This is a genomic window from Citrobacter sp. RHBSTW-00859 (assembly GCF_013729795.1).
GTDB lineage: Bacteria > Pseudomonadota > Gammaproteobacteria > Enterobacterales > Enterobacteriaceae > Citrobacter > Citrobacter braakii.
Map to the genome: position 1 here is coordinate 4,205,673 of NZ_CP056284.1, position 17,776 is coordinate 4,223,448.

The window sequence follows — 17,776 nt, forward strand, 5'->3', positions numbered from 1 at the left end:
TCTGCGGCTTGAAGTATGACGGGATAAATAAAGAGGCGAGTCCAACGTGGCCCAATTTGTTTATACCATGCATCGTGTCGGCAAAGTCGTTCCGCCGAAACGTCATATTCTTAAAAACATCTCACTGAGCTTCTTCCCTGGCGCCAAAATCGGTGTACTTGGTCTGAACGGCGCGGGTAAATCAACCCTGCTGCGCATCATGGCCGGCATTGATACCGATATCGAAGGTGAAGCTCGCCCACAGCCTGGCATTAAAATCGGTTACCTGCCGCAGGAACCAAAACTGAACCCGGAACATACTGTTCGTGAATCCGTGGAAGAAGCGGTTGCCGAAGTGGTTAACGCGCTGAAAGGTCTGGATGAAGTGTACGCAAAGTACGCCGAGCCGGACGCCGACTTCGATAAACTCGCTGCGCAACAGGGCAAGTTTGAAGAGATCATTCAGGCACACGACGGTCATAACCTTAACGTGCAGCTTGAGCGTGCCGCTGACGCCCTGCGTCTGCCGGACTGGGACGCTAAAATTGAGAACCTCTCCGGTGGTGAACGCCGCCGCGTCGCGCTGTGCCGCCTGCTGCTGGAAAAACCAGACATGCTGCTGCTCGACGAGCCGACTAACCACCTGGACGCCGAATCCGTTGCGTGGCTGGAACGCTTCCTGCACGACTTCGAAGGTACCGTGGTGGCGATTACCCACGACCGTTACTTCCTCGACAACGTTGCGGGCTGGATTCTGGAGCTTGACCGCGGCGAAGGTATTCCATGGGAAGGCAACTACTCCTCCTGGCTGGAGCAGAAAGATCAGCGTCTGGCGCAGGAAGCGTCTCAGGAAGCGGCTCGCCGTAAATCCATTGAGAAAGAGCTGGAGTGGGTGCGTCAGGGCGCTAAAGGCCGTCAGTCTAAGGGTAAAGCCCGTCTGGCACGTTTTGAAGAGCTGAACAACACCGAATACCAGAAGCGTAACGAAACCAACGAACTGTTTATCCCACCTGGAGCACGTCTGGGTGATAAAGTCGTTGAAGTCACCAATCTGCGTAAATCCTACGGCGATCGCGTTCTGATTGACGACCTGAGCTTCTCCGTACCGAAAGGCGCCATCGTCGGCATCATCGGTCCGAACGGCGCGGGTAAATCTACCCTGTTCCGTATGATGTCCGGTCAGGAACAGCCAGACAGCGGCACCATCACACTGGGTGAAACCGTCAAGCTGGCCTCCGTTGACCAGTTCCGTGACGCCATGGACAACAGCAAAACCGTGTGGGAAGAAGTTTCCGGCGGGCTGGATATCATGAAGATCGGCAACACCGAGATGCCAAGCCGCGCCTACGTAGGCCGCTTCAACTTTAAAGGTGTTGATCAGGGTAAACGCGTAGGCGAACTCTCCGGCGGTGAGCGCGGTCGTCTGCACCTGGCGAAGCTGCTGCAGGTTGGCGGCAACATGCTGCTGCTTGATGAACCAACCAACGACCTGGATATCGAAACCCTGCGCGCGCTGGAAAACGCCCTGCTGGAGTTCCCGGGCTGTGCGATGGTCATCTCGCACGACCGTTGGTTCCTCGACCGTATCGCGACCCACATTCTGGATTACCAGGATGAAGGTAAGGTTGAGTTCTTCGAAGGTAACTTTACCGAATACGAAGAGTACAAGAAACGCACGCTGGGCGCAGATGCGCTGGAGCCGAAGCGTATTAAGTACAAGCGTATTTCGAAGTAATTACCGTTAAGCGCCGGATGGCGGCGTTACGCCTCATCCGGCCTACGAGGTTAGTGCGACTTGTAGGCCGGATAAGCGCAACGCCATCCGGCATTTACGCTATCTCTGCTCGCCCATCAACTCTTTCACCAACTCCACGCAGCGCAGAAATCGACCGTCATAGTCGGGCTCCTGAACGTGCACAAAATTGATATTGTTTTCCTGCAGCATCTCGACCAGCAGCGACTGAAACGCTTTTCTGTCAACCGAACTGCCGAGACTGCGTAAGCCATCTGCCACCCATGGAGTGTTATTCTCCAGCAGGATCACCAGGTCAAAGCGATACTCGTCAATCAGGGCCTGCACAAACGGGTGTTCACGCCCTTCATACTTTTTGCAGAAAGCCTGAGTGGTAACGAAATCGGTGTCGATAAACGCCACTTTATTGGCATACTTGACAGCAAAATCAATGTATTGGGCTTGTCCCAGGGCGATTTTATCGTAGTCGGAATACTGCAACGCCATCTCATCACCGCCCAAATGGGAGAAGACGTAATCACGCCCATATTCCCACGCACTGGTAGTGTTAAAGATATTGGCGAGCTTGTTCACCAGCGTCGATTTTCCGCTCGACTCTCCGCCGAGGATCGCCACGGTGCGCACGAAAAACGGCTTCACTTCTGTAGGAATATACTCCCAGTAGCGAAACGGGTTCTCACGGATTTGCCCGCCGCTGATGTTCATAAACGTTCGTTTGGGATCCACCAGCACGGTTTCGATCCCCAGATGTTCCAGATACTGCGGGGCATCTGACTCTTCAGAGGTGTAAATCCAGTTAGGCTGGATCCCTTTCTCCTGCATAAACGTTTTGATCCCGTTGCTCCACACATCCCAACCGTGTGGATACGGCTCCATACCCTCTTCGTTGAAGGCGTGAATACGGATATTTTTCTGATACTTAAAGGTTTGCAGCAGCCAGCGTAGACGATCGGGCACCGTGGGCTGTTGCGACATAGCGCTGTCTTCAAACAGGCTGCGATCGCGCGTGTCGTCATACCCCATGATGATATGCAGTTCATCGACCTGACTACACGCGCGCTGGATAAGATAGATATGGCCGGTATGCAGCGGATAAAACTTACCGAATACCACACCGATATTCTTCTGCTGGCGCGGAAACTCCAGCCCGAGAAACCGGTGCAACGCCTCCAGCTTTTGCGCGCTGGGACTTTTAATTTTGGCATTCAGCAGTTGACTTAAATATCCCTTGGTCATGCCACTGGCATCTGCCACCTGTTGCAGGGTACAGCCCTTTTGCTTAATGGCAGTTTTCAGATAATCAAATGACACAAGAGCCTCCTGCTGTAAAAATAAACGTAATACCCAATACCGCCGGAAAGACGGCGGGTATTTTATTATAGGTCGTCAAACACGCTTAAAGCATCCGTAAGCTTCTTAACGCCAAAGACCTGCATCCCTTCCGGCACTTTTTTCGGCACGTTGGCGGCAGGAACAATCGCCCGACGAAAGCCGTGCTTCGCCGCTTCGGAAATACGCTCCTGGCCGCTGGGTACCGGACGGATTTCGCCCGCCAGTCCCACTTCGCCAAAGACCACTAAGTCCTGCGGCAGCGGTCGGTCGCGCAGGCTGGAAACCATTGCCAGTAGCAGTGCCAGATCGGCGCTGGTTTCGGTAACCTTCACGCCGCCAACCACGTTGACGAACACGTCCTGATCCGCCATCTGCAAGCCGCCGTGACGATGCAGCACGGCCAGCAGAATCGCCAGACGGTTCTGCTCCAGACCGACCGCCACACGACGCGGATTCGCCATCATCGAATGGTCGACCAGCGCCTGAATCTCCACCAGCAACGGGCGCGTGCCTTCCCAGACCACCATCACCGAACTGCCGGAGGTGACTTCATCGCCACGGCTTAAGAAGATAGCGGAAGGGTTGCTAACTTCACGCAGCCCCTGTTCGGTCATGGCAAAGACGCCCAGCTCATTCACCGCGCCAAAGCGGTTTTTATGGCTACGCAGAGTACGGAAACGAGAATCGGCGTCGCCGTCGAGCAGCACCGAGCAGTCAATACAGTGCTCCAGCACCTTTGGACCGGCCAGGGAGCCGTCTTTGGTGACGTGGCCGACCATGACAATCGCCACGCCGCGCGTTTTGGCAAAGCGGGTCAGGTAAGCCGCGGTTTCGCGCACCTGTGCCACGCTGCCCGGCGAAGACTGAATGTCCGCCATGTGCATCACCTGAATGGAGTCGATAACCATCAGCCTCGGCTGTTCTTCTTCGGCAATCAGGCAAATTTGTTCGATACTGGTTTCCGACAGCATGTTCAGATTCGCCGTCGGCAGACCGAGTCGATGTGCGCGCATCGCCACCTGTTGCAAGGACTCTTCGCCGGTGACGTACAGGGTTTTCATCTGCTCAGCGAGCTTGCACAGCGTTTGCAGCAGCAGCGTTGATTTCCCAGCGCCGGGGTTACCGCCAATCAGGATGGCGCTGCCGGGCACCACACCGCCGCCCAGCACGCGGTCAAACTCTTTAAATCCGGTGGAAAAACGCGGCAACTCTTCAAGGCTGATATCAGACAGCTTCTGCACTTTTGCGACGCCCGCATTCCCGGCATAGCCGCTGAGCCGCTCGTTACGCGCCACCGTTGGTGACGCGGCAAGGCGTACTTCGGTAATGGTGTTCCAGGCCTGACAGGCGCTGCATTGCCCTTGCCAGCGCGGGTAATCGGCCCCGCATTCGTTACAAACAAAGGCGCGTTTTGGAGCTTTGGCCACGTTTTACCTCTTTCGTTAGCGCGTTTACCGGACAGCGTGGGCGCTTATCCGGCCTACGGTCACTTTGCCATCAGGCAATTAAATCATTTCTGGTTCATGCTACCAGAGAGAATGCAGAACACGCCCATCAGGTCAGCGTGACGGATCGTAATCTCCGTCTTTTCATTCACTTTGGGTTTGGCATGATACGCTATACCCAGTCCAGCCGTTTTGATCATCGGCAGATCGTTGGCGCCATCGCCGATCGCCACCGTCTGCGCCATCGGGATCTCATACTCCTGCGCCAGGCGGGTCAGGGTGTTGGCTTTGTACTGCGCATCGACGATATCGCCGATCACGTTGCCGGTGAATTTACCGTCCATGATCTCCAGCTCGTTTGCCACAGCCGCCGTCAGACGTAGTTTGTTACGCAGATAATCGGCAAAGAAGGTAAAACCGCCGGAGGCAATTGCCACTTTCCAGCCGAGCGTTTCCAGTTTTAACACCAGCTGAGTCAGGCCAGGCATCAGTGGTAGCGTTTCGCGCACCTGGTGCAAAATATTGGCATCAGCGCCCTTCAACGTCGCCACGCGGCTGCGCAAGCTGGCGGTAAAGTCCAGCTCGCCGCGCATCGCGCGTTCGGTGACTTCCGCAACCATTTCGCCGGTTCCCGCCAGTTTGGCAATTTCATCGATACACTCGATCTGGATAGCCGTTGAATCCATGTCCATCACCAGCAAACCCGGCGTGCGCAAATGCGGAATTTTACCCAGTGGCGCAACATCCAGTTTGGCATCATGCGCCAGTTTTGTCGCACGCGGCGTTAACGAGCCCGCCAGACGAATCACCTGATAATCCTCAACGCACCACGCCGCCACGATCACCATCGCCGCACCCAGTTTGCTCTGGTATTGCGTTAACCGTTGTTTATCCAGCCCACGACCGTACAGCAGCCAGCCACTGCGGCCTGCGTGGTAATCCAGCGGCATGACTTCATCACCGCTTAAAGAGAGAGGCAGACCTGGCCACAGAGAAACATCTTCAGGTAGATCGCACCAGGTAATGTTAGGCATTAAAGCTCCTGTAAAATCGTTCGGGTCGGAATCATCAGGGGAAAATAACGCATGAGGCTACCCTGTAACCAGCGCTTCTGGCAACATTAAGTCTCAAATTTTCAGCAGGTGGAATATGGCTCGCACAAAACTGAAATTCCGACTTCATCGTGCAGTGATTGTATTGTCCTGCCTTGCGCTGCTCGTTGCTCTGATGCAGGGCGCGTCCTGGTTTAGTCAAAGCCACCAACAGCAGCGTAATCCGCAGCTCGAAGAGCTGGCGCGCACGCTGGCTCGCCAGGTCTCCTTGAACGTCGCCCCGCTGATGCGTACCGAAACGCCGGATGAAAAGCGCATTAAAGCGGTACTCTCGCAGCTCACGGAAAGTAGCCGTATTCTGGATGCGGGGGTCTACGATGAACAGGGAGACCTGATTACACGCACCGGTGAGAGCGTCAACGTTCGAGACCGACTGGCGTTGGACGGCAAAAAAGCCGGGGGCTATTTTAACCAGCAGATTGTCGAGCCCATTCAGGGAAGAAATGGTCCGCTGGGCTATCTACGCCTGACGCTGGATACCCACACGCTCGCCACCGAAGCCAAGCAGGTGGATAACACCACCAACATCTTACGCCTAATGCTGCTTCTGTCACTGGCAATTGGCGTGGTGCTCACCCGTACCTTATTGCAAGGCAAGCGCACCCGCTGGCAGCAATCCCCTTTCCTGCTGACCGCCAACAAACCGGTACAGGAAGAAGATAACGAGAAGAAAGAGTAATAACAGAAAGGAAATCGACCATGACGACACTACGCCTGCTTATCTCAGACTCTTACGATCCGTGGTTTAACCTCGCGGTCGAAGAGTGCATTTTTCGCCAGATGCCCGCCACGCAGCGCGTCCTGTTCTTGTGGCGTAACGCCGATACGGTGGTGATTGGCCGGGCGCAAAACCCGTGGAAAGAGTGTAATACCCGCCGTATGGAAGAAGACAACGTGCGGCTCGCCCGTCGCAGCAGCGGCGGCGGCGCGGTGTTCCATGACTTAGGCAATACCTGCTTTACCTTTATGGCCGGTAAACCGGAGTACGACAAAACCATCTCTACTGCTATTGTCCTCCATGCCCTGAACGCGCTGGGCGTAGACGCCGACGCCTCCGGGCGTAACGATCTGGTCGTGAAAACGCCAGACGGCGATCGCAAAGTTTCCGGCTCTGCTTATCGGGAAACGAAAGACCGCGGATTCCACCACGGCACGCTTTTGTTGAACGCCGATCTCAGCCGCCTGGCAAACTATCTCAATCCAGATAAAAAGAAACTCGCCGCCAAAGGCATCACCTCGGTTCGCTCACGCGTAGCGAATCTAACGGAGCTGTTGCCGGGCATCACCCATCAACAGGTCTGTCAGGCTATCACGGAAGCCTTTTTTGCCCACTACGGCGAACGTGTCGAAGCGGAAATTATCTCGCCGGACAAAACCCCGGATCTGCCGAACTTTGCCGAAACCTTTGCCCGTCAGAGCAGTTGGGAGTGGAATTTTGGTCAGGCGCCTGCGTTCTCGCACCTTCTGGACGAGCGTTTCACCTGGGGCGGCGTTGAGCTGCATTTCGACGTGGAAAAAGGTCATATCACCCGTACGCAGGTCTTTACCGACAGCCTCAATCCCGCGCCGTTAGAAGCGCTGGCGGGTCGTCTGCAGGGGTGTTTGTACCGTGCGGATATGCTGCAACAGGAGTGCGAAGCGCTGCTGGTTGATTTCCCACAGCAGGAGAAAGAGTTACGCGAGCTGTCAGCGTGGATTGCCAGTGCAGTGAGCTAAACGCTGGCCTGAAAATGCCGGATGGCGGTCCGGCATACATCGATTGTATGCCCGGTAAGCGCAGCGCTACCGGGCATCACAACACTTACTCTTTATCGCCCAGCAGAACGGATTCCAGTGCGATTTTGATCATGTCGTTGAAGGTCGTCTGACGTTCAGCGGCAGTGGTCTGCTCGTGAGTACGGATATGGTCGGACACGGTGCAGATGGTCAGCGCTTTCGCACCAAACTCAGCCGCAACGCCGTAGATACCCGCCGCTTCCATTTCCACGCCCAGCACGCCGTATTTTTCCATTACGTCGAACATTTCGCCGTCCGGAGAGTAGAACAGGTCAGCGGAGAACAGGTTGCCCACGCGCGCGTCTACGCCCAGTGCTTTTGCCGCATCAACTGCATTACGCACCATGTCGAAGTCAGCGATAGCTGCGAAGTCATGATCTTTAAAACGGATACGGTTTACTTTGGAGTCGGTGCAGGCGCCCATACCGATAACCACGTCACGCAGTTTAACGTCCATACGCACAGCGCCGCAGGAGCCTACGCGAATGATTTTCTTCACGCCAAAATCGGTGATCAGCTCTTTGGTGTAGATAGAGCAGGACGGGATACCCATCCCGTGACCCATAACGGAGATCTTACGGCCTTTGTAAGTACCGGTGAAACCTAACATGCCGCGAACGTTGTTCACTTCACGAACATCTTCGAGGAAAGTTTCAGCAATATGCTTTGCGCGCAGCGGGTCGCCCGGCATCAATACGACGTCAGCGAAATCACCCATTTCTGCATTAATATGTGGAGTTGCCATCTTCAGTTCCCTTTTGATTTATTGTTTTTGTCGAGGGGGTAGCAATACCTTACCCAACCGACAAAACGAATTCAAATACCCTAAGGATTTCGCGTTGTTGGAAGGCGACGAATTCGGTACCCCCGGGAGCATAGATTACCTATGTGACCGGGGTGAGCGAATGAAGTCAACGCATCTACAGCGCGAAAGACAACGGGTATCACAGCATGTTTTTACCGTAGTCCATCGGCGATGTACCAAAGTAGCTCGCCAGCGTCTGGCCGATATCCGCGAAAGTTTCACGGTGGCCTAAAGAACCTGGTTTCACTTTCGGGCCGTAAACCAGCACCGGAATGTGCTCACGGGTGTGGTCAGTGCCGGTCCAGCTCGGGTCACAGCCGTGGTCAGCAGTCAGGATCAGAATGTCATCTTCACCCACCAGTTCCATCAGTTCAGGTAAACGGCGGTCGAACAGTTCCAGACCTGCAGCGTAACCAGCGATATCGCGACGATGTCCCCAGGAAGAGTCGAAATCAACGAAGTTAGTGAAGACGATGGTCTTATCACCCGCTTCTTTCATCTCTTTGATGGTGGCGTCGAACAGCGCGTCCAGGCCGGTAGCTTTCACTTTTTTGGTGATGCCGCAGTTAGCGTAAATATCCGCGATTTTACCGACGGAAACCACGTGACCGTCTTTCTCGTCGACCAGTTTCTGCAGCACAGTCGGTGCTGGCGGCTCAACGGCCAGATCGTGACGGTTACCGGTACGCTGGAAATTACCCGCTTTATCACCGATAAACGGACGCGCGATAACACGACCGATGTTGTAACCACCTTCGGTCAGTTCTTCACGAGCGATTTCACACAGTTCGTAGAGTTTATCCAGGCCAAAAGTCTCTTCGTGACAGGCAATCTGGAACACGGAGTCTGCAGAAGTATAGAAAATCGGCTTGCCGGTTTTCATATGCTCTTCACCCAGTTGATCCAGGATCACGGTACCGGAAGAGTGGCAGTTGCCGAGGTAGCCCGGCAGGTTGGCACGTTTGACCAGTTTATCCAGCAGTTCCTGCGGGAAGCTGTTGTCATGATCGGAGAAATAACCCCAGTCAAACAGAACCGGAACACCCGCGATTTCCCAGTGGCCAGACGGCGTGTCTTTCCCGGAAGAGAGTTCATGCGCCCAGGCGTAGGCACCAATCACTTCCGCGTTACCGTCCATACCAGCAGCAATTTTACCGGTAGAACCTTCGTGAGCTTTCACCAGGCCCAGACGGGTCAGGTTAGGCAGATTCAGTGGACCTTTGCGACCCTTGTCAGCTTCGCCTTTCGCACAGGCTTCTGCAATGTGTCCCATAGTGTCTGAGCCTACGTCGCCAAAGCGATCCGCATCTTCAGTCGCACCAATACCAAAGGAGTCCAGCACCATAATAAATGCACGTTTCATCTTGTTCTCCAACATCTGCGCCGCAAAAAAGCGATCAGATCAGTATACAGTTATTCGGTAATACGACGATAGACTGTCGGTGTAATTTCTGGCGCTTTATCGTCAAGGCTAATTGCCGCTTTGACCGCTTTCGCCGCTTCCTGCCAGCTGGCTTCGTCTTTGGCGTGGATCACCGCCAGCGGACGCTGTCCGTCTACGCTGTCGCCCAGACGCGCCATGTCGCTAAAGCCAACGCTGTAATCAATGGTGTCCGAAGCCTGACGACGACCGCCGCCCATGGAAACAACCGCCATTCCCAGCGCACGGGTATCCATAGCGCTGACAAAACCTTCGGTATCAGCATATACCGCTTTGCTGAGCATTGCCGTCGGCAAGTACTTCGCATAATTTTCGACGAAATCGGTCGGGCCTTTCTGCGCTGCAACCATGCGACCAAAAATCTCTGCCGCTTTGCCGTTATCCAGCACCGCCTGCAATTTCGCACGGGCTTCGGCATCGTCTTTCGCCAGATTGCCGGAGATCAGCATTTCCACGCACAGCGCCATCGTGACGTCTAACAGACGTGGATTGCGGTATTCACCTGTCAGGAACTGCACCGCTTCGCGGACTTCTACCGCGTTACCTGCGCTGGATGCCAGTACCTGGTTCATATCGGTTAACAGCGCGGTGGTACGTACACCCGCCCCGTTCGCCACGCCGACAATCGCTTCGGCAAGCGCTTCAGAAAGCTCATAGGTCGGCATAAAGGCACCGCTGCCTACTTTCACGTCCATCACCAGCGCATCCAGTCCTTCCGCCAGCTTTTTCGCCAGGATAGAGCCGGTAATCAGCGGGATGGAATCCACCGTCGCGGTAATATCGCGGGTGGCATAAAAACGTTTGTCCGCCGGTGCGAGCGAGCTGGTTTGCCCAATAATCGCCACACCCACGTCTTTAATAATTTCACGGAAACGCGCGTCGTCCGGGAAGATGTCAAACCCTGGGATGGCTTCCAGTTTATCGAGCGTACCGCCGGTATGCCCCAGACCACGTCCGGAGATCATCGGAATATAGCCGCCACATGCAGCGACCATCGGGCCTAACATCAGTGATGTTACGTCACCCACGCCGCCGGTAGAGTGTTTATCCACAATCGGGCCGTTCAGCTGCAGGCTTTTCCAGTCCAGCACGGTTCCTGAATCACGCATTGCCATGGTCAGCGAAACACGCTCAGGCATTGTCATATCGTGGAAGAAAATGGTCATCGCCAGGGCGGCGATTTGCCCTTCAGAGATGGTGTTGTCGCGAATCCCATTGATAAAGAAACGAATCTCTTCATCGCTCAGCGCATGACCATCACGTTTTTTACGAATAATTTCTTGTGCGAGAAACATGGTAACCCCCGATAAATCAGGTTAAATGCAGCGGAAAACCCACTGCAATGAATGATTACTCTAAACAATTCGAGTCGCAGGAAGCGGCAAGGAAGCTCATCCCCAGGCGCTTACTACAGTAAGTGACTGGGGTGAGGGAGTGCAGCTAACGCACCTGCGGCTTGCAGTATGACGAGTAATTAGTAGCTGCTTGCGCTCTTACCATCGCCGTGACCCAGCGCTTTCAGCAGGCTCGCCAGCAGGCTGGATGCCCCAAAACGATAGTGACGGGAATCGGCCCAGTCAGCGCCAAACAGTTCGTCAGCAATCGCCAGGAACTGCTGTGCATCTTCTGCGGTACGCACGCCGCCTGCCGGTTTGAAACCTACAGTTTTAGAAACGCCCATGTCGCGGATCACTTCCATCATGATGCGTGCGCTTTCCGGCGTCGCATTTACCGGCACTTTACCGGTAGAGGTTTTGATGAAATCAGCACCCGCTTTGATGGAGATTTCAGACGCTTTACGGATAAGACTCTCTTCTTTCAGCTCACCGGTTTCGATGATCACTTTCAGCAGCACGTTTGCCGCCGCACACGCATCTTTACATGCTTTAACCAGATCAAAACCAACCTGCTCGTTACCGGCGATCAGGGCACGGTAAGGGAACACCACGTCAACTTCATCCGCGCCGTAGGCAATCGCCGCGCGGGTTTCAGCCAGCGCAATCTCGATGTCGTCGTTGCCGTGCGGGAAGTTGGTCACGGTTGCAATACGGATGTCCGGAGTGCCTTGCTCTTTCAGCGTCTTACGCGCGATAGGGATGAAACGCGGATAGATGCAAATAGCGGCAGTGTTGCCTACCGGGGTCTTCGCCTGATGACACAGCGCGATCACTTTTTCATTGGTGTCGTCGTCATTCAGGGTGGTCAGGTCCATCAGTTTCAGTGCACGCAGGCTGCTTGCTGTTAAATCGGTCATAACATTCTCCAACGGCATCGCCGTATAAAATTTCACCTTGCGAGTTTGTTAGTATTCTAACATCCACTCGCTATTACACTTCGATATACATCACAGTTAATGAAAACCACATACAGATTTGCATTACTCTAATGAGATCTACTTCAAATAAATTACCTTTCAAGAAGGGATGCGGTGGCATCAGGCGCATCCGGATCAAAGGTTGTGGCGGCGTTGCTTTCTACAATGGCGTTACACCTTCGGGATAAAAAGGAATCAACGATGCCCACTTCAAGCGAACTCGCGCTGCAACAGCGTTGCCAACAAATCGTGACCAGTCCGGTGCTCAGCCCTGAGCAGAAACGCCACTTCCTGGCGCTGGAGGCTGAAAACGCGCTGCCTTACCCGCAACTACCTGCTGAGGCTCGCCAGGCGCTGGATGACGGGGTGATCTGCGATATGTATGAAGGTCATGCCCCGTTCAAACCGCGCTATGTTTTACCCGACTACGCGCGTTTTCTGGCCAACGGTTCCTCATGGCTGGAACTGGAAGGAGCCAGGGATCTTGATGACGCGTTATCCTTACTCACCATCCTGTATCACCACGTTCCGTCAGTCACCTCGATGCCGGTCTATCTCGGCCAGCTCGACGTTCTGTTGCAACCGTATGTTAGAATTCTAACACAAGATGAGATCGATATTCGAATAAAACGTTTCTGGCGTTATCTCGACAGAACCCTGCCAGACGCATTTATGCATGCCAATATCGGCCCCGCAGATACGCCTGTCACCCGTGCAATTTTACGCGCAGACGCAGAGTTAAAGCAGGTTTCGCCTAATCTGACGTTCATTTATGATCCGCAAATTACACCTGACGACCTGCTGCTCAACGTGGCGCAAAATATCTGCGAGTGCAGTAAGCCGCACATTTCCAACGGCCCCGAAAATGATAAAATTTTCACAAAAGGTCAGTATGGCGTCGTCAGCTGTTACAACTCGTTGCCGCTCGCCGGGGGTGGAAGCACGCTGGTCAGGCTCAATCTGAAAGCCATCGCAGAGCGCAGCACCTCTGTCGATGACTTCTTTACGCGCACCCTACCGCACTATTGCCAGCAGCAAATCGCCATCATTGATTCACGATGTGAATTCCTCTATGAAAAATCACATTTCTTTGAGAATAGCTTCCTGGTGCAGGAAGGGTTGATTGATCCCGAACGTTTTGTCCCTATGTTCGGCATGTATGGCCTGGCGGAGGCGGTGAATCTGCTGTGCGATAAGGCGGGGCAGAATGCTCGCTACGGAAAAGATGAGGTCGCCAATCAGCTAGGGTATCGCATCAGCGCCCAACTGGCGGAGTTTGTAGAAAGTACCCCGGTGAAATTTGGCTGGAAGCAGCGCGCAATGCTGCACGCACAGTCAGGGATCAGTTCTGACATCGGCACCACGCCGGGCGCGCGTCTGCCCTATGGCGATGAGCCGGATCCGATCACTCACCTGCAAACCGTCGCGCCGCATCATGCGTATTATCACGCTGGGATCAGCGACATTCTCACGCTGGATGAAACCATCAAGCGCAATCCTCAGGCGTTGGTGCAATTGTGCCTCGGGGCGTTTAAAGCTGGGATGCGTGAGTTTACCGCCAACGTGAGTGGTAACGATCTGGTCCGCGTCACCGGCTATATGGTACGCCTGTCGGATCTGGAAAAATATCGCGCCGAAGGTTCACGCACCAACACCACCTGGCTGGGCGAAGAAGCCGCGCGCAATACCCGCATTCTGGAACGACAACCTCGCGTGATTAGCCATGAACAGCAGATGCGCTTCAGTAAGTAAGATCATTCCTTTCTCCTGCGTCGACGGGCCGGGCAGTCGCCTGGCTCTGTTTCTGCAAGGATGTAACCTGCGCTGTAAAAATTGCCACAATCCGTGGACGATGGGACGCTGCAACGACTGCGGGGAATGTATCCTGCATTGCCCGCATGAAGCGCTGAGCCTGAGTGCGGGGAAAGTGAGATGGCAATCCGACGTATGTCAGCAGTGCGATACCTGCCTGCACATGTGCCCACAGCAGGCCACGCCGATGGCGCAAACCCTGAGCGCTGATGAAGTGCTGCAGCATATTCGCAAGGCGGTGCTGTTTATTGAAGGAATTACGGTCAGCGGCGGCGAAGCGACCACCCAGTTGCCGTTTATCGTGGCGCTGTTTAACGCGATCAAAACCGATCCGCAGCTGCAACACCTGACCTGCATGGTAGACAGCAACGGCATGCTGAGCGAAACCGGCTGGCAAAAACTGCTGCCGGTATGCGACGGCGTAATGCTCGATTTAAAAGCCTGGGATAGCGCGTGTCATCGACAGTTGACTGGCCGCGATAACACGCTGATTAAACAAAGCATTACCTTTTTGTCCGGGCAGGGAAAACTTGCGGAACTGCGCCTGCTGGTTATTCCTGGCCACGTGGATTATCTACAGCATATCGATGCACTGGCGGCGTTTATCAAACGTTCAGGTGATGTACCAGTGCGGCTAAATGCCTTTCATGCGCACGGGGTGTACGGCGAAGCTAAGGACTGGCCGAGCGCCACGCCTGAGGATGTGGAGCAACTGGCGCAAGGATTGCGCGAGCGCGGGGTGGATAATTTGATCTTCCCGGCGCTGTACCTGTGATTGCCGGATGCGACGCATCCGTCGTCCGGCAATTAAAAATCAAATAACGCCGTCGTATTGCGATACAGCGCATCAGCGATAACATCCGCAGGTTCCGGGCGCAGCTCGCAGAGGACATCAAAGACTCTGACCACCTGCTCCGGGCGATTCGGCTGTCCCTGAAAGCCGTTGAGCGGCATATCCGGCGCGTCAGTTTCCAGCAGCAGTGAGTCCAGCGGCAGTTGCGCCATTACCTCGCGGGTTTTACTGGCGCGCGGATAGGTAATGGTGCCGCCCACGCCAATTTTGTAGCCCAGTTGCACAAAACGTTCGGCCTGCTGCACGCTCCCGGAAAATCCATGCACCACGCCGGTTCGCGGTAAAGCATGGCGTTTCAGGTGCATCGCCAGCTTGTCATGAGTGCGCCGCGAATGCAGGATCACCGGCAGCTCATAACGCTTCGCCAGCTTAAGCTGCGCTTCCAGCAGCCGCTCTTGCTTATCGAATTGCGGATCGTCCCGATAAAGATCCAGCCCAATCTCACCTACCGCCACCAGCTTTTGCGGACGCTTATCCAGCGCCTGCTGCAACTGCTCCAGGCAGTCATCGCTATGTTGCTCAATAACAATGGGATGCAGCCCCAGGGCGGCAAACAATGGAGGGTAATTTTCCGCTAACGCCAGTACACGGGAAAAATTTGCCGCCTGGGTGGCCGGAACGATAATGCTTTGCACGCCGACGTCAGCCGCGCCCTGAATACTGGCAGATTCATCGCCCGTAAACGGCGGAAAATCAAAGTGACAATGCGTATCAATAAAACGATAACTCACGCCAAATCCTCATTATTAAACGTCGTGTCGTTAGCCTGAGGCGCATTGGTCACCACGGGGGCGTGAGCGTCGTTAGCCACCGGCGCAGGTGGAACCACGACCGGTCCCGGCACCACAATCTTCGGCGTCTGACGAGGCAACGGCGCATTTTTCGCCAGCAGCTTGCCGACGGTTGCCAAGAAGTAACGACCACACAGGCGTCCGGTCTTGTAATCTTCCCGCAGCGCCGGAATACGGCTTCCTAATGCCATGCTATGGAGCGGTTTGGGCGGGTAGATCTCAAAGATACGCAGCTTGCCCGGCGGTTTCTCAATAAAACTCTGAATCGCGCGATAGCTGGCTTCATGGTGCTGGACCAGATTCAGCAGCGGTTGCAGGCTGCTTTCGCCCAGCCAGCGTTCCATACGCTTGAACCACTGCGGGGTGTAATACATTTGCGAAGGCACGGTGCGGATAACCACCAGCGTTTTTGCCCCCTGCTTCGCCGCTTCCTGCACGGGAATGGCGTCGCTGACTCCCCCATCGAGATAATTCACACCATCCAGCGCAACCCCTGCGCGGTAGAACCCGGGAATAGCGCTGGAGGCACGAATAAGATCGAGCCAGTTTTGCCGGTTCGGCGAAAAATAGCCAGGCGTGTAGTCATCGCCCCGACAGGCACACATATAAAACGATTTCCCTGCGGCAAACAGGCGCTCGGCGTTATCCATCGCCAGCGGCATCTGAGACGCAGTCGAATCCACTAGCCAATCGAGATCGATTAAATTTCCCCCGCGCACAAAGCGCACCGGGTCAAAAAATTCACGTCGGGTAGTGTAACGCATGATGACTTTACGGCCGTAACCCGGCTGGTTACAAAGATAGGCTGAAAGGTTTTGCGCGCCAGCGGAGGTCCCGTAGAAGAGATCAAAAGGATTGAACTGCGCGCGCATGAATTCATCCAGTACGCCAGCGGTGAAGATGCCTCTTTGTCCGCCGCCCTCACACACCAGCGCCATACTGCCTGGTTGAAACGGACGTAACGATAACGGCGCAATATTACCGAGCGTGACGGGTATTCTCTGCCCCACCTCTGCCTTCCTGTTGTTTTTGTAATAGAACAACAAAGTAACGCAAATTGCCTGATGCTAAAACCGTAAAAGCCAGTCCGGTGGACTGGCTTAGTAGCAAGTTATCTTTACGGTTAATCCCCAAAATAATTCGAGTCACAAGAAGGCGGCAAGGGCGTGAATCCCGATCTGCTTACTCTGGTAAGTGATGCGGGCGAGCACGCGTAGCCAACGCACCTTTAACTTGAAGAATAAAGGGGATGTCGCTAGGGCCGTTTACGACCTGTAAACAGGCTGACCAGAAACAGAATGATCCCCACCACAAAAACAATTTTCGCTGCGCCAGCAGCGGTACCCGCCAGTCCACCAAAACCTAGTGCAGCGGCAATTAACGCGATAACCAGAAATATGATGCCCCATCGAAACATGCGCTTCTCCTTTACCATAGTTAATGTCACCGCTTGATATGAGCACTCAGGCTGCCCATCGGCGATATTTTCAGTGTGGTGCACAACACGCCTCCCGACAAACGTCGGGAGGACGAATTAAGTCTAATTAGTGAGTTTTAAGATCGTTTTTGACGCTTTTCACGCCATCAATCGCTTTGGCGATGCTCTCAGCGCGATCGCTTTGAGCCTGTGATTCAACGGTTCCTGAAAGCTGTACCACGCCATCGGTGGTTTCAACTTTCACTTTGCGGGAAGGGACAATATCATCGGCTAGCAGCTTAGCTTTTACCTCACTGGTGATTGCCGTATCGCCCGCATAGCCTTTTACAGAAGTGTCTTTGCTATCACGTACGTGCAGTTTGTCGCTAACGGAGGTCACACCCTCAACGCCTTTGGCGACTTTAACTGCCTCTTCGGCCTGTGCCTGGCTTTCAACAAACCCGCTTAGCGTCACCACCTTCTGGTCGGTTTTAACGGAAATGTCGGTGCTCTTAATGCTATCGTGATCCACCAGCGCGGCTTTTACTTTCGCAGTGATGGTGCTGTCATCCATGAAATTACCGACTTTGTTCATGGAGCTATCGACTTTCTGCCCCGCACTTTCGACGCCGGATTGCGTTTTATCCGTCGTGGAGTTTTCTGCATAAGCAGAACCCGTTGCAACAGCGGAGGTCAGCATCACGGCCAGCAGCGTTTTAGAAATCTTAAGTCCTGTCATTGTCATCGATGTATTCCTGTATGTTTGCTAAAAGCTGCGCTCTGCCGTAAACGGCTTGAGCCAGCAACTAATCTTGTAAGTGGAATAAATATCAGCAATAGAAGCTGCAACAGGCAGCCTAAAAAGCATTTAACGCCGACATTTATGTCATCACATTGTTAAATATAGTTCAGGATTTCGTGATCGCAGTCCAGATTGACTAAAAAA

Annotated in this window: 16 protein-coding genes; 5 read left to right on the forward strand and 11 right to left on the reverse strand. The window is 54.2% G+C overall.

The annotated features are described in order from the left end of the window. The first annotated feature begins 46 nt into the window (after positions 1–46). A complete protein-coding gene (ettA, locus tag HV302_RS21050; protein WP_003019019.1) occupies positions 47–1,714 on the forward strand; it encodes an energy-dependent translational throttle protein EttA in 1,668 nt (555 codons plus the stop codon). A gap of 99 nt (positions 1,715–1,813) precedes the next feature. Here ettA and nadR read toward each other — a convergent pair whose 3' ends face one another. The 3 genes from nadR to serB form a co-directional block, all read right to left on the reverse strand. Further along, the gene (gene nadR / locus HV302_RS21055) at positions 1,814–3,043 is read right to left on the reverse strand and encodes a multifunctional transcriptional regulator/nicotinamide-nucleotide adenylyltransferase/ribosylnicotinamide kinase NadR (protein ID WP_016151614.1); all 1,230 of its coding nucleotides are present in this window, start codon (positions 3,041–3,043) and stop codon (positions 1,814–1,816) included. Positions 3,044–3,108: 65 nt separating this feature from the next. Next, positions 3,109–4,491, reverse strand: a complete 1,383-nt coding sequence (gene radA, locus HV302_RS21060; RefSeq protein WP_053389006.1) for a DNA repair protein RadA — start codon at positions 4,489–4,491, stop codon at positions 3,109–3,111. Positions 4,492–4,574: 83 nt separating this feature from the next. After that, the gene (serB, locus tag HV302_RS21065) at positions 4,575–5,543 is read right to left on the reverse strand and encodes a phosphoserine phosphatase (protein ID WP_046275501.1); all 969 of its coding nucleotides are present in this window, start codon (positions 5,541–5,543) and stop codon (positions 4,575–4,577) included. Between the two features lie 115 nt (positions 5,544–5,658). Between serB and HV302_RS21070 the strand changes: the two genes are divergently transcribed. Further along, positions 5,659–6,300, forward strand: coding sequence for a YtjB family periplasmic protein (locus HV302_RS21070; protein WP_016151612.1), 642 nt, complete (start codon positions 5,659–5,661; stop codon positions 6,298–6,300). Between the two features lie 20 nt (positions 6,301–6,320). Then, the gene (gene lplA, locus HV302_RS21075; protein ID WP_016151611.1) at positions 6,321–7,337 is read left to right on the forward strand and encodes a lipoate--protein ligase LplA; all 1,017 of its coding nucleotides are present in this window, start codon (positions 6,321–6,323) and stop codon (positions 7,335–7,337) included. 85 nt (positions 7,338–7,422) lie between these two features. On the opposite strand, the gene deoD is transcribed toward lplA, so the two are convergent. The 4 genes from deoD to deoC form a co-directional block, all read right to left on the reverse strand. Further along, on the reverse strand, positions 7,423–8,142 hold the full coding sequence (gene deoD, locus HV302_RS21080) for a purine-nucleoside phosphorylase (RefSeq protein ID WP_000224864.1): 720 nt from the start codon (positions 8,140–8,142) through the stop codon (positions 7,423–7,425). Between the two features lie 199 nt (positions 8,143–8,341). Continuing rightward, the gene (gene deoB / locus HV302_RS21085; RefSeq protein ID WP_016151610.1) at positions 8,342–9,565 is read right to left on the reverse strand and encodes a phosphopentomutase; all 1,224 of its coding nucleotides are present in this window, start codon (positions 9,563–9,565) and stop codon (positions 8,342–8,344) included. A gap of 50 nt (positions 9,566–9,615) precedes the next feature. Next, positions 9,616–10,938, reverse strand: coding sequence for a thymidine phosphorylase (gene deoA / locus HV302_RS21090; protein ID WP_016151609.1), 1,323 nt, complete (start codon positions 10,936–10,938; stop codon positions 9,616–9,618). A gap of 179 nt (positions 10,939–11,117) precedes the next feature. After that, entirely contained in the window at positions 11,118–11,897 is a 780-nt protein-coding gene (deoC, locus tag HV302_RS21095) for a deoxyribose-phosphate aldolase (protein ID WP_016155634.1), read from the reverse strand. A 261-nt stretch (positions 11,898–12,158) separates the two neighbouring features. On the opposite strand from deoC, the gene HV302_RS21100 reads away from it, so the two are divergent. Then, a complete protein-coding gene (locus tag HV302_RS21100; protein WP_019078317.1) occupies positions 12,159–13,709 on the forward strand; it encodes a YjjI family glycine radical enzyme in 1,551 nt (516 codons plus the stop codon). Next, positions 13,681–14,544, forward strand: coding sequence for a YjjW family glycine radical enzyme activase (locus HV302_RS21105; RefSeq protein ID WP_181626543.1), 864 nt, complete (start codon positions 13,681–13,683; stop codon positions 14,542–14,544). The genes HV302_RS21100 and HV302_RS21105 overlap by 29 nt, the downstream gene beginning before the upstream one ends. A 32-nt stretch (positions 14,545–14,576) precedes the next feature. Here HV302_RS21105 and HV302_RS21110 read toward each other — a convergent pair whose 3' ends face one another. The 4 genes from HV302_RS21110 to osmY form a co-directional block, all read right to left on the reverse strand. Further along, positions 14,577–15,353 (reverse strand): metal-dependent hydrolase, encoded by a 777-nt coding sequence (locus HV302_RS21110; protein ID WP_016155630.1) that lies wholly within the window; start codon positions 15,351–15,353, stop codon positions 14,577–14,579. Next, complete coding sequence (locus HV302_RS21115; RefSeq protein ID WP_016151604.1) at positions 15,350–16,423, reverse strand: patatin-like phospholipase family protein; 1,074 nt, start codon at positions 16,421–16,423, stop codon at positions 15,350–15,352. The genes HV302_RS21110 and HV302_RS21115 overlap by 4 nt, the downstream gene beginning before the upstream one ends. Positions 16,424–16,668: 245 nt before the next feature. After that, complete coding sequence (locus tag HV302_RS21120; RefSeq protein ID WP_003019081.1) at positions 16,669–16,830, reverse strand: DUF1328 domain-containing protein; 162 nt, start codon at positions 16,828–16,830, stop codon at positions 16,669–16,671. Positions 16,831–16,957: 127 nt separating this feature from the next. Next, positions 16,958–17,575, reverse strand: a complete 618-nt coding sequence (gene osmY, locus HV302_RS21125) for a molecular chaperone OsmY (RefSeq protein ID WP_016151602.1) — start codon at positions 17,573–17,575, stop codon at positions 16,958–16,960. Between the last annotated feature and the right edge of the window lie 201 nt (positions 17,576–17,776).

Bases quoted from the DNA above. Each gene is read 5' to 3' on its own strand.
- HV302_RS21120 (WP_003019081.1), bottom strand. From the start codon at position 16,830: ATGTTTCGATGGGGCATCATATTTCTGGTTATCGCGTTAATTGCCGCT.
- deoB (WP_016151610.1), bottom strand. From the start codon at position 9,565: ATGAAACGTGCATTTATTATGGTGCTGGACTCCTTTGGTATTGGTGCG.
- deoA (WP_016151609.1), bottom strand. From the start codon at position 10,938: ATGTTTCTCGCACAAGAAATTATTCGTAAAAAACGTGATGGTCATGCG.
- osmY (WP_016151602.1), bottom strand. From the start codon at position 17,575: ATGACAATGACAGGACTTAAGATTTCTAAAACGCTGCTGGCCGTGATG.
- deoD (WP_000224864.1), bottom strand. From the start codon at position 8,142: ATGGCAACTCCACATATTAATGCAGAAATGGGTGATTTCGCTGACGTC.
- HV302_RS21100 (WP_019078317.1), top strand. From the start codon at position 12,159: ATGCCCACTTCAAGCGAACTCGCGCTGCAACAGCGTTGCCAACAAATC.
- lplA (WP_016151611.1), top strand. From the start codon at position 6,321: ATGACGACACTACGCCTGCTTATCTCAGACTCTTACGATCCGTGGTTT.
- HV302_RS21070 (WP_016151612.1), top strand. From the start codon at position 5,659: ATGGCTCGCACAAAACTGAAATTCCGACTTCATCGTGCAGTGATTGTA.
- serB (WP_046275501.1), bottom strand. From the start codon at position 5,543: ATGCCTAACATTACCTGGTGCGATCTACCTGAAGATGTTTCTCTGTGG.
- HV302_RS21105 (WP_181626543.1), top strand. From the start codon at position 13,681: ATGAACAGCAGATGCGCTTCAGTAAGTAAGATCATTCCTTTCTCCTGC.
- deoC (WP_016155634.1), bottom strand. From the start codon at position 11,897: ATGACCGATTTAACAGCAAGCAGCCTGCGTGCACTGAAACTGATGGAC.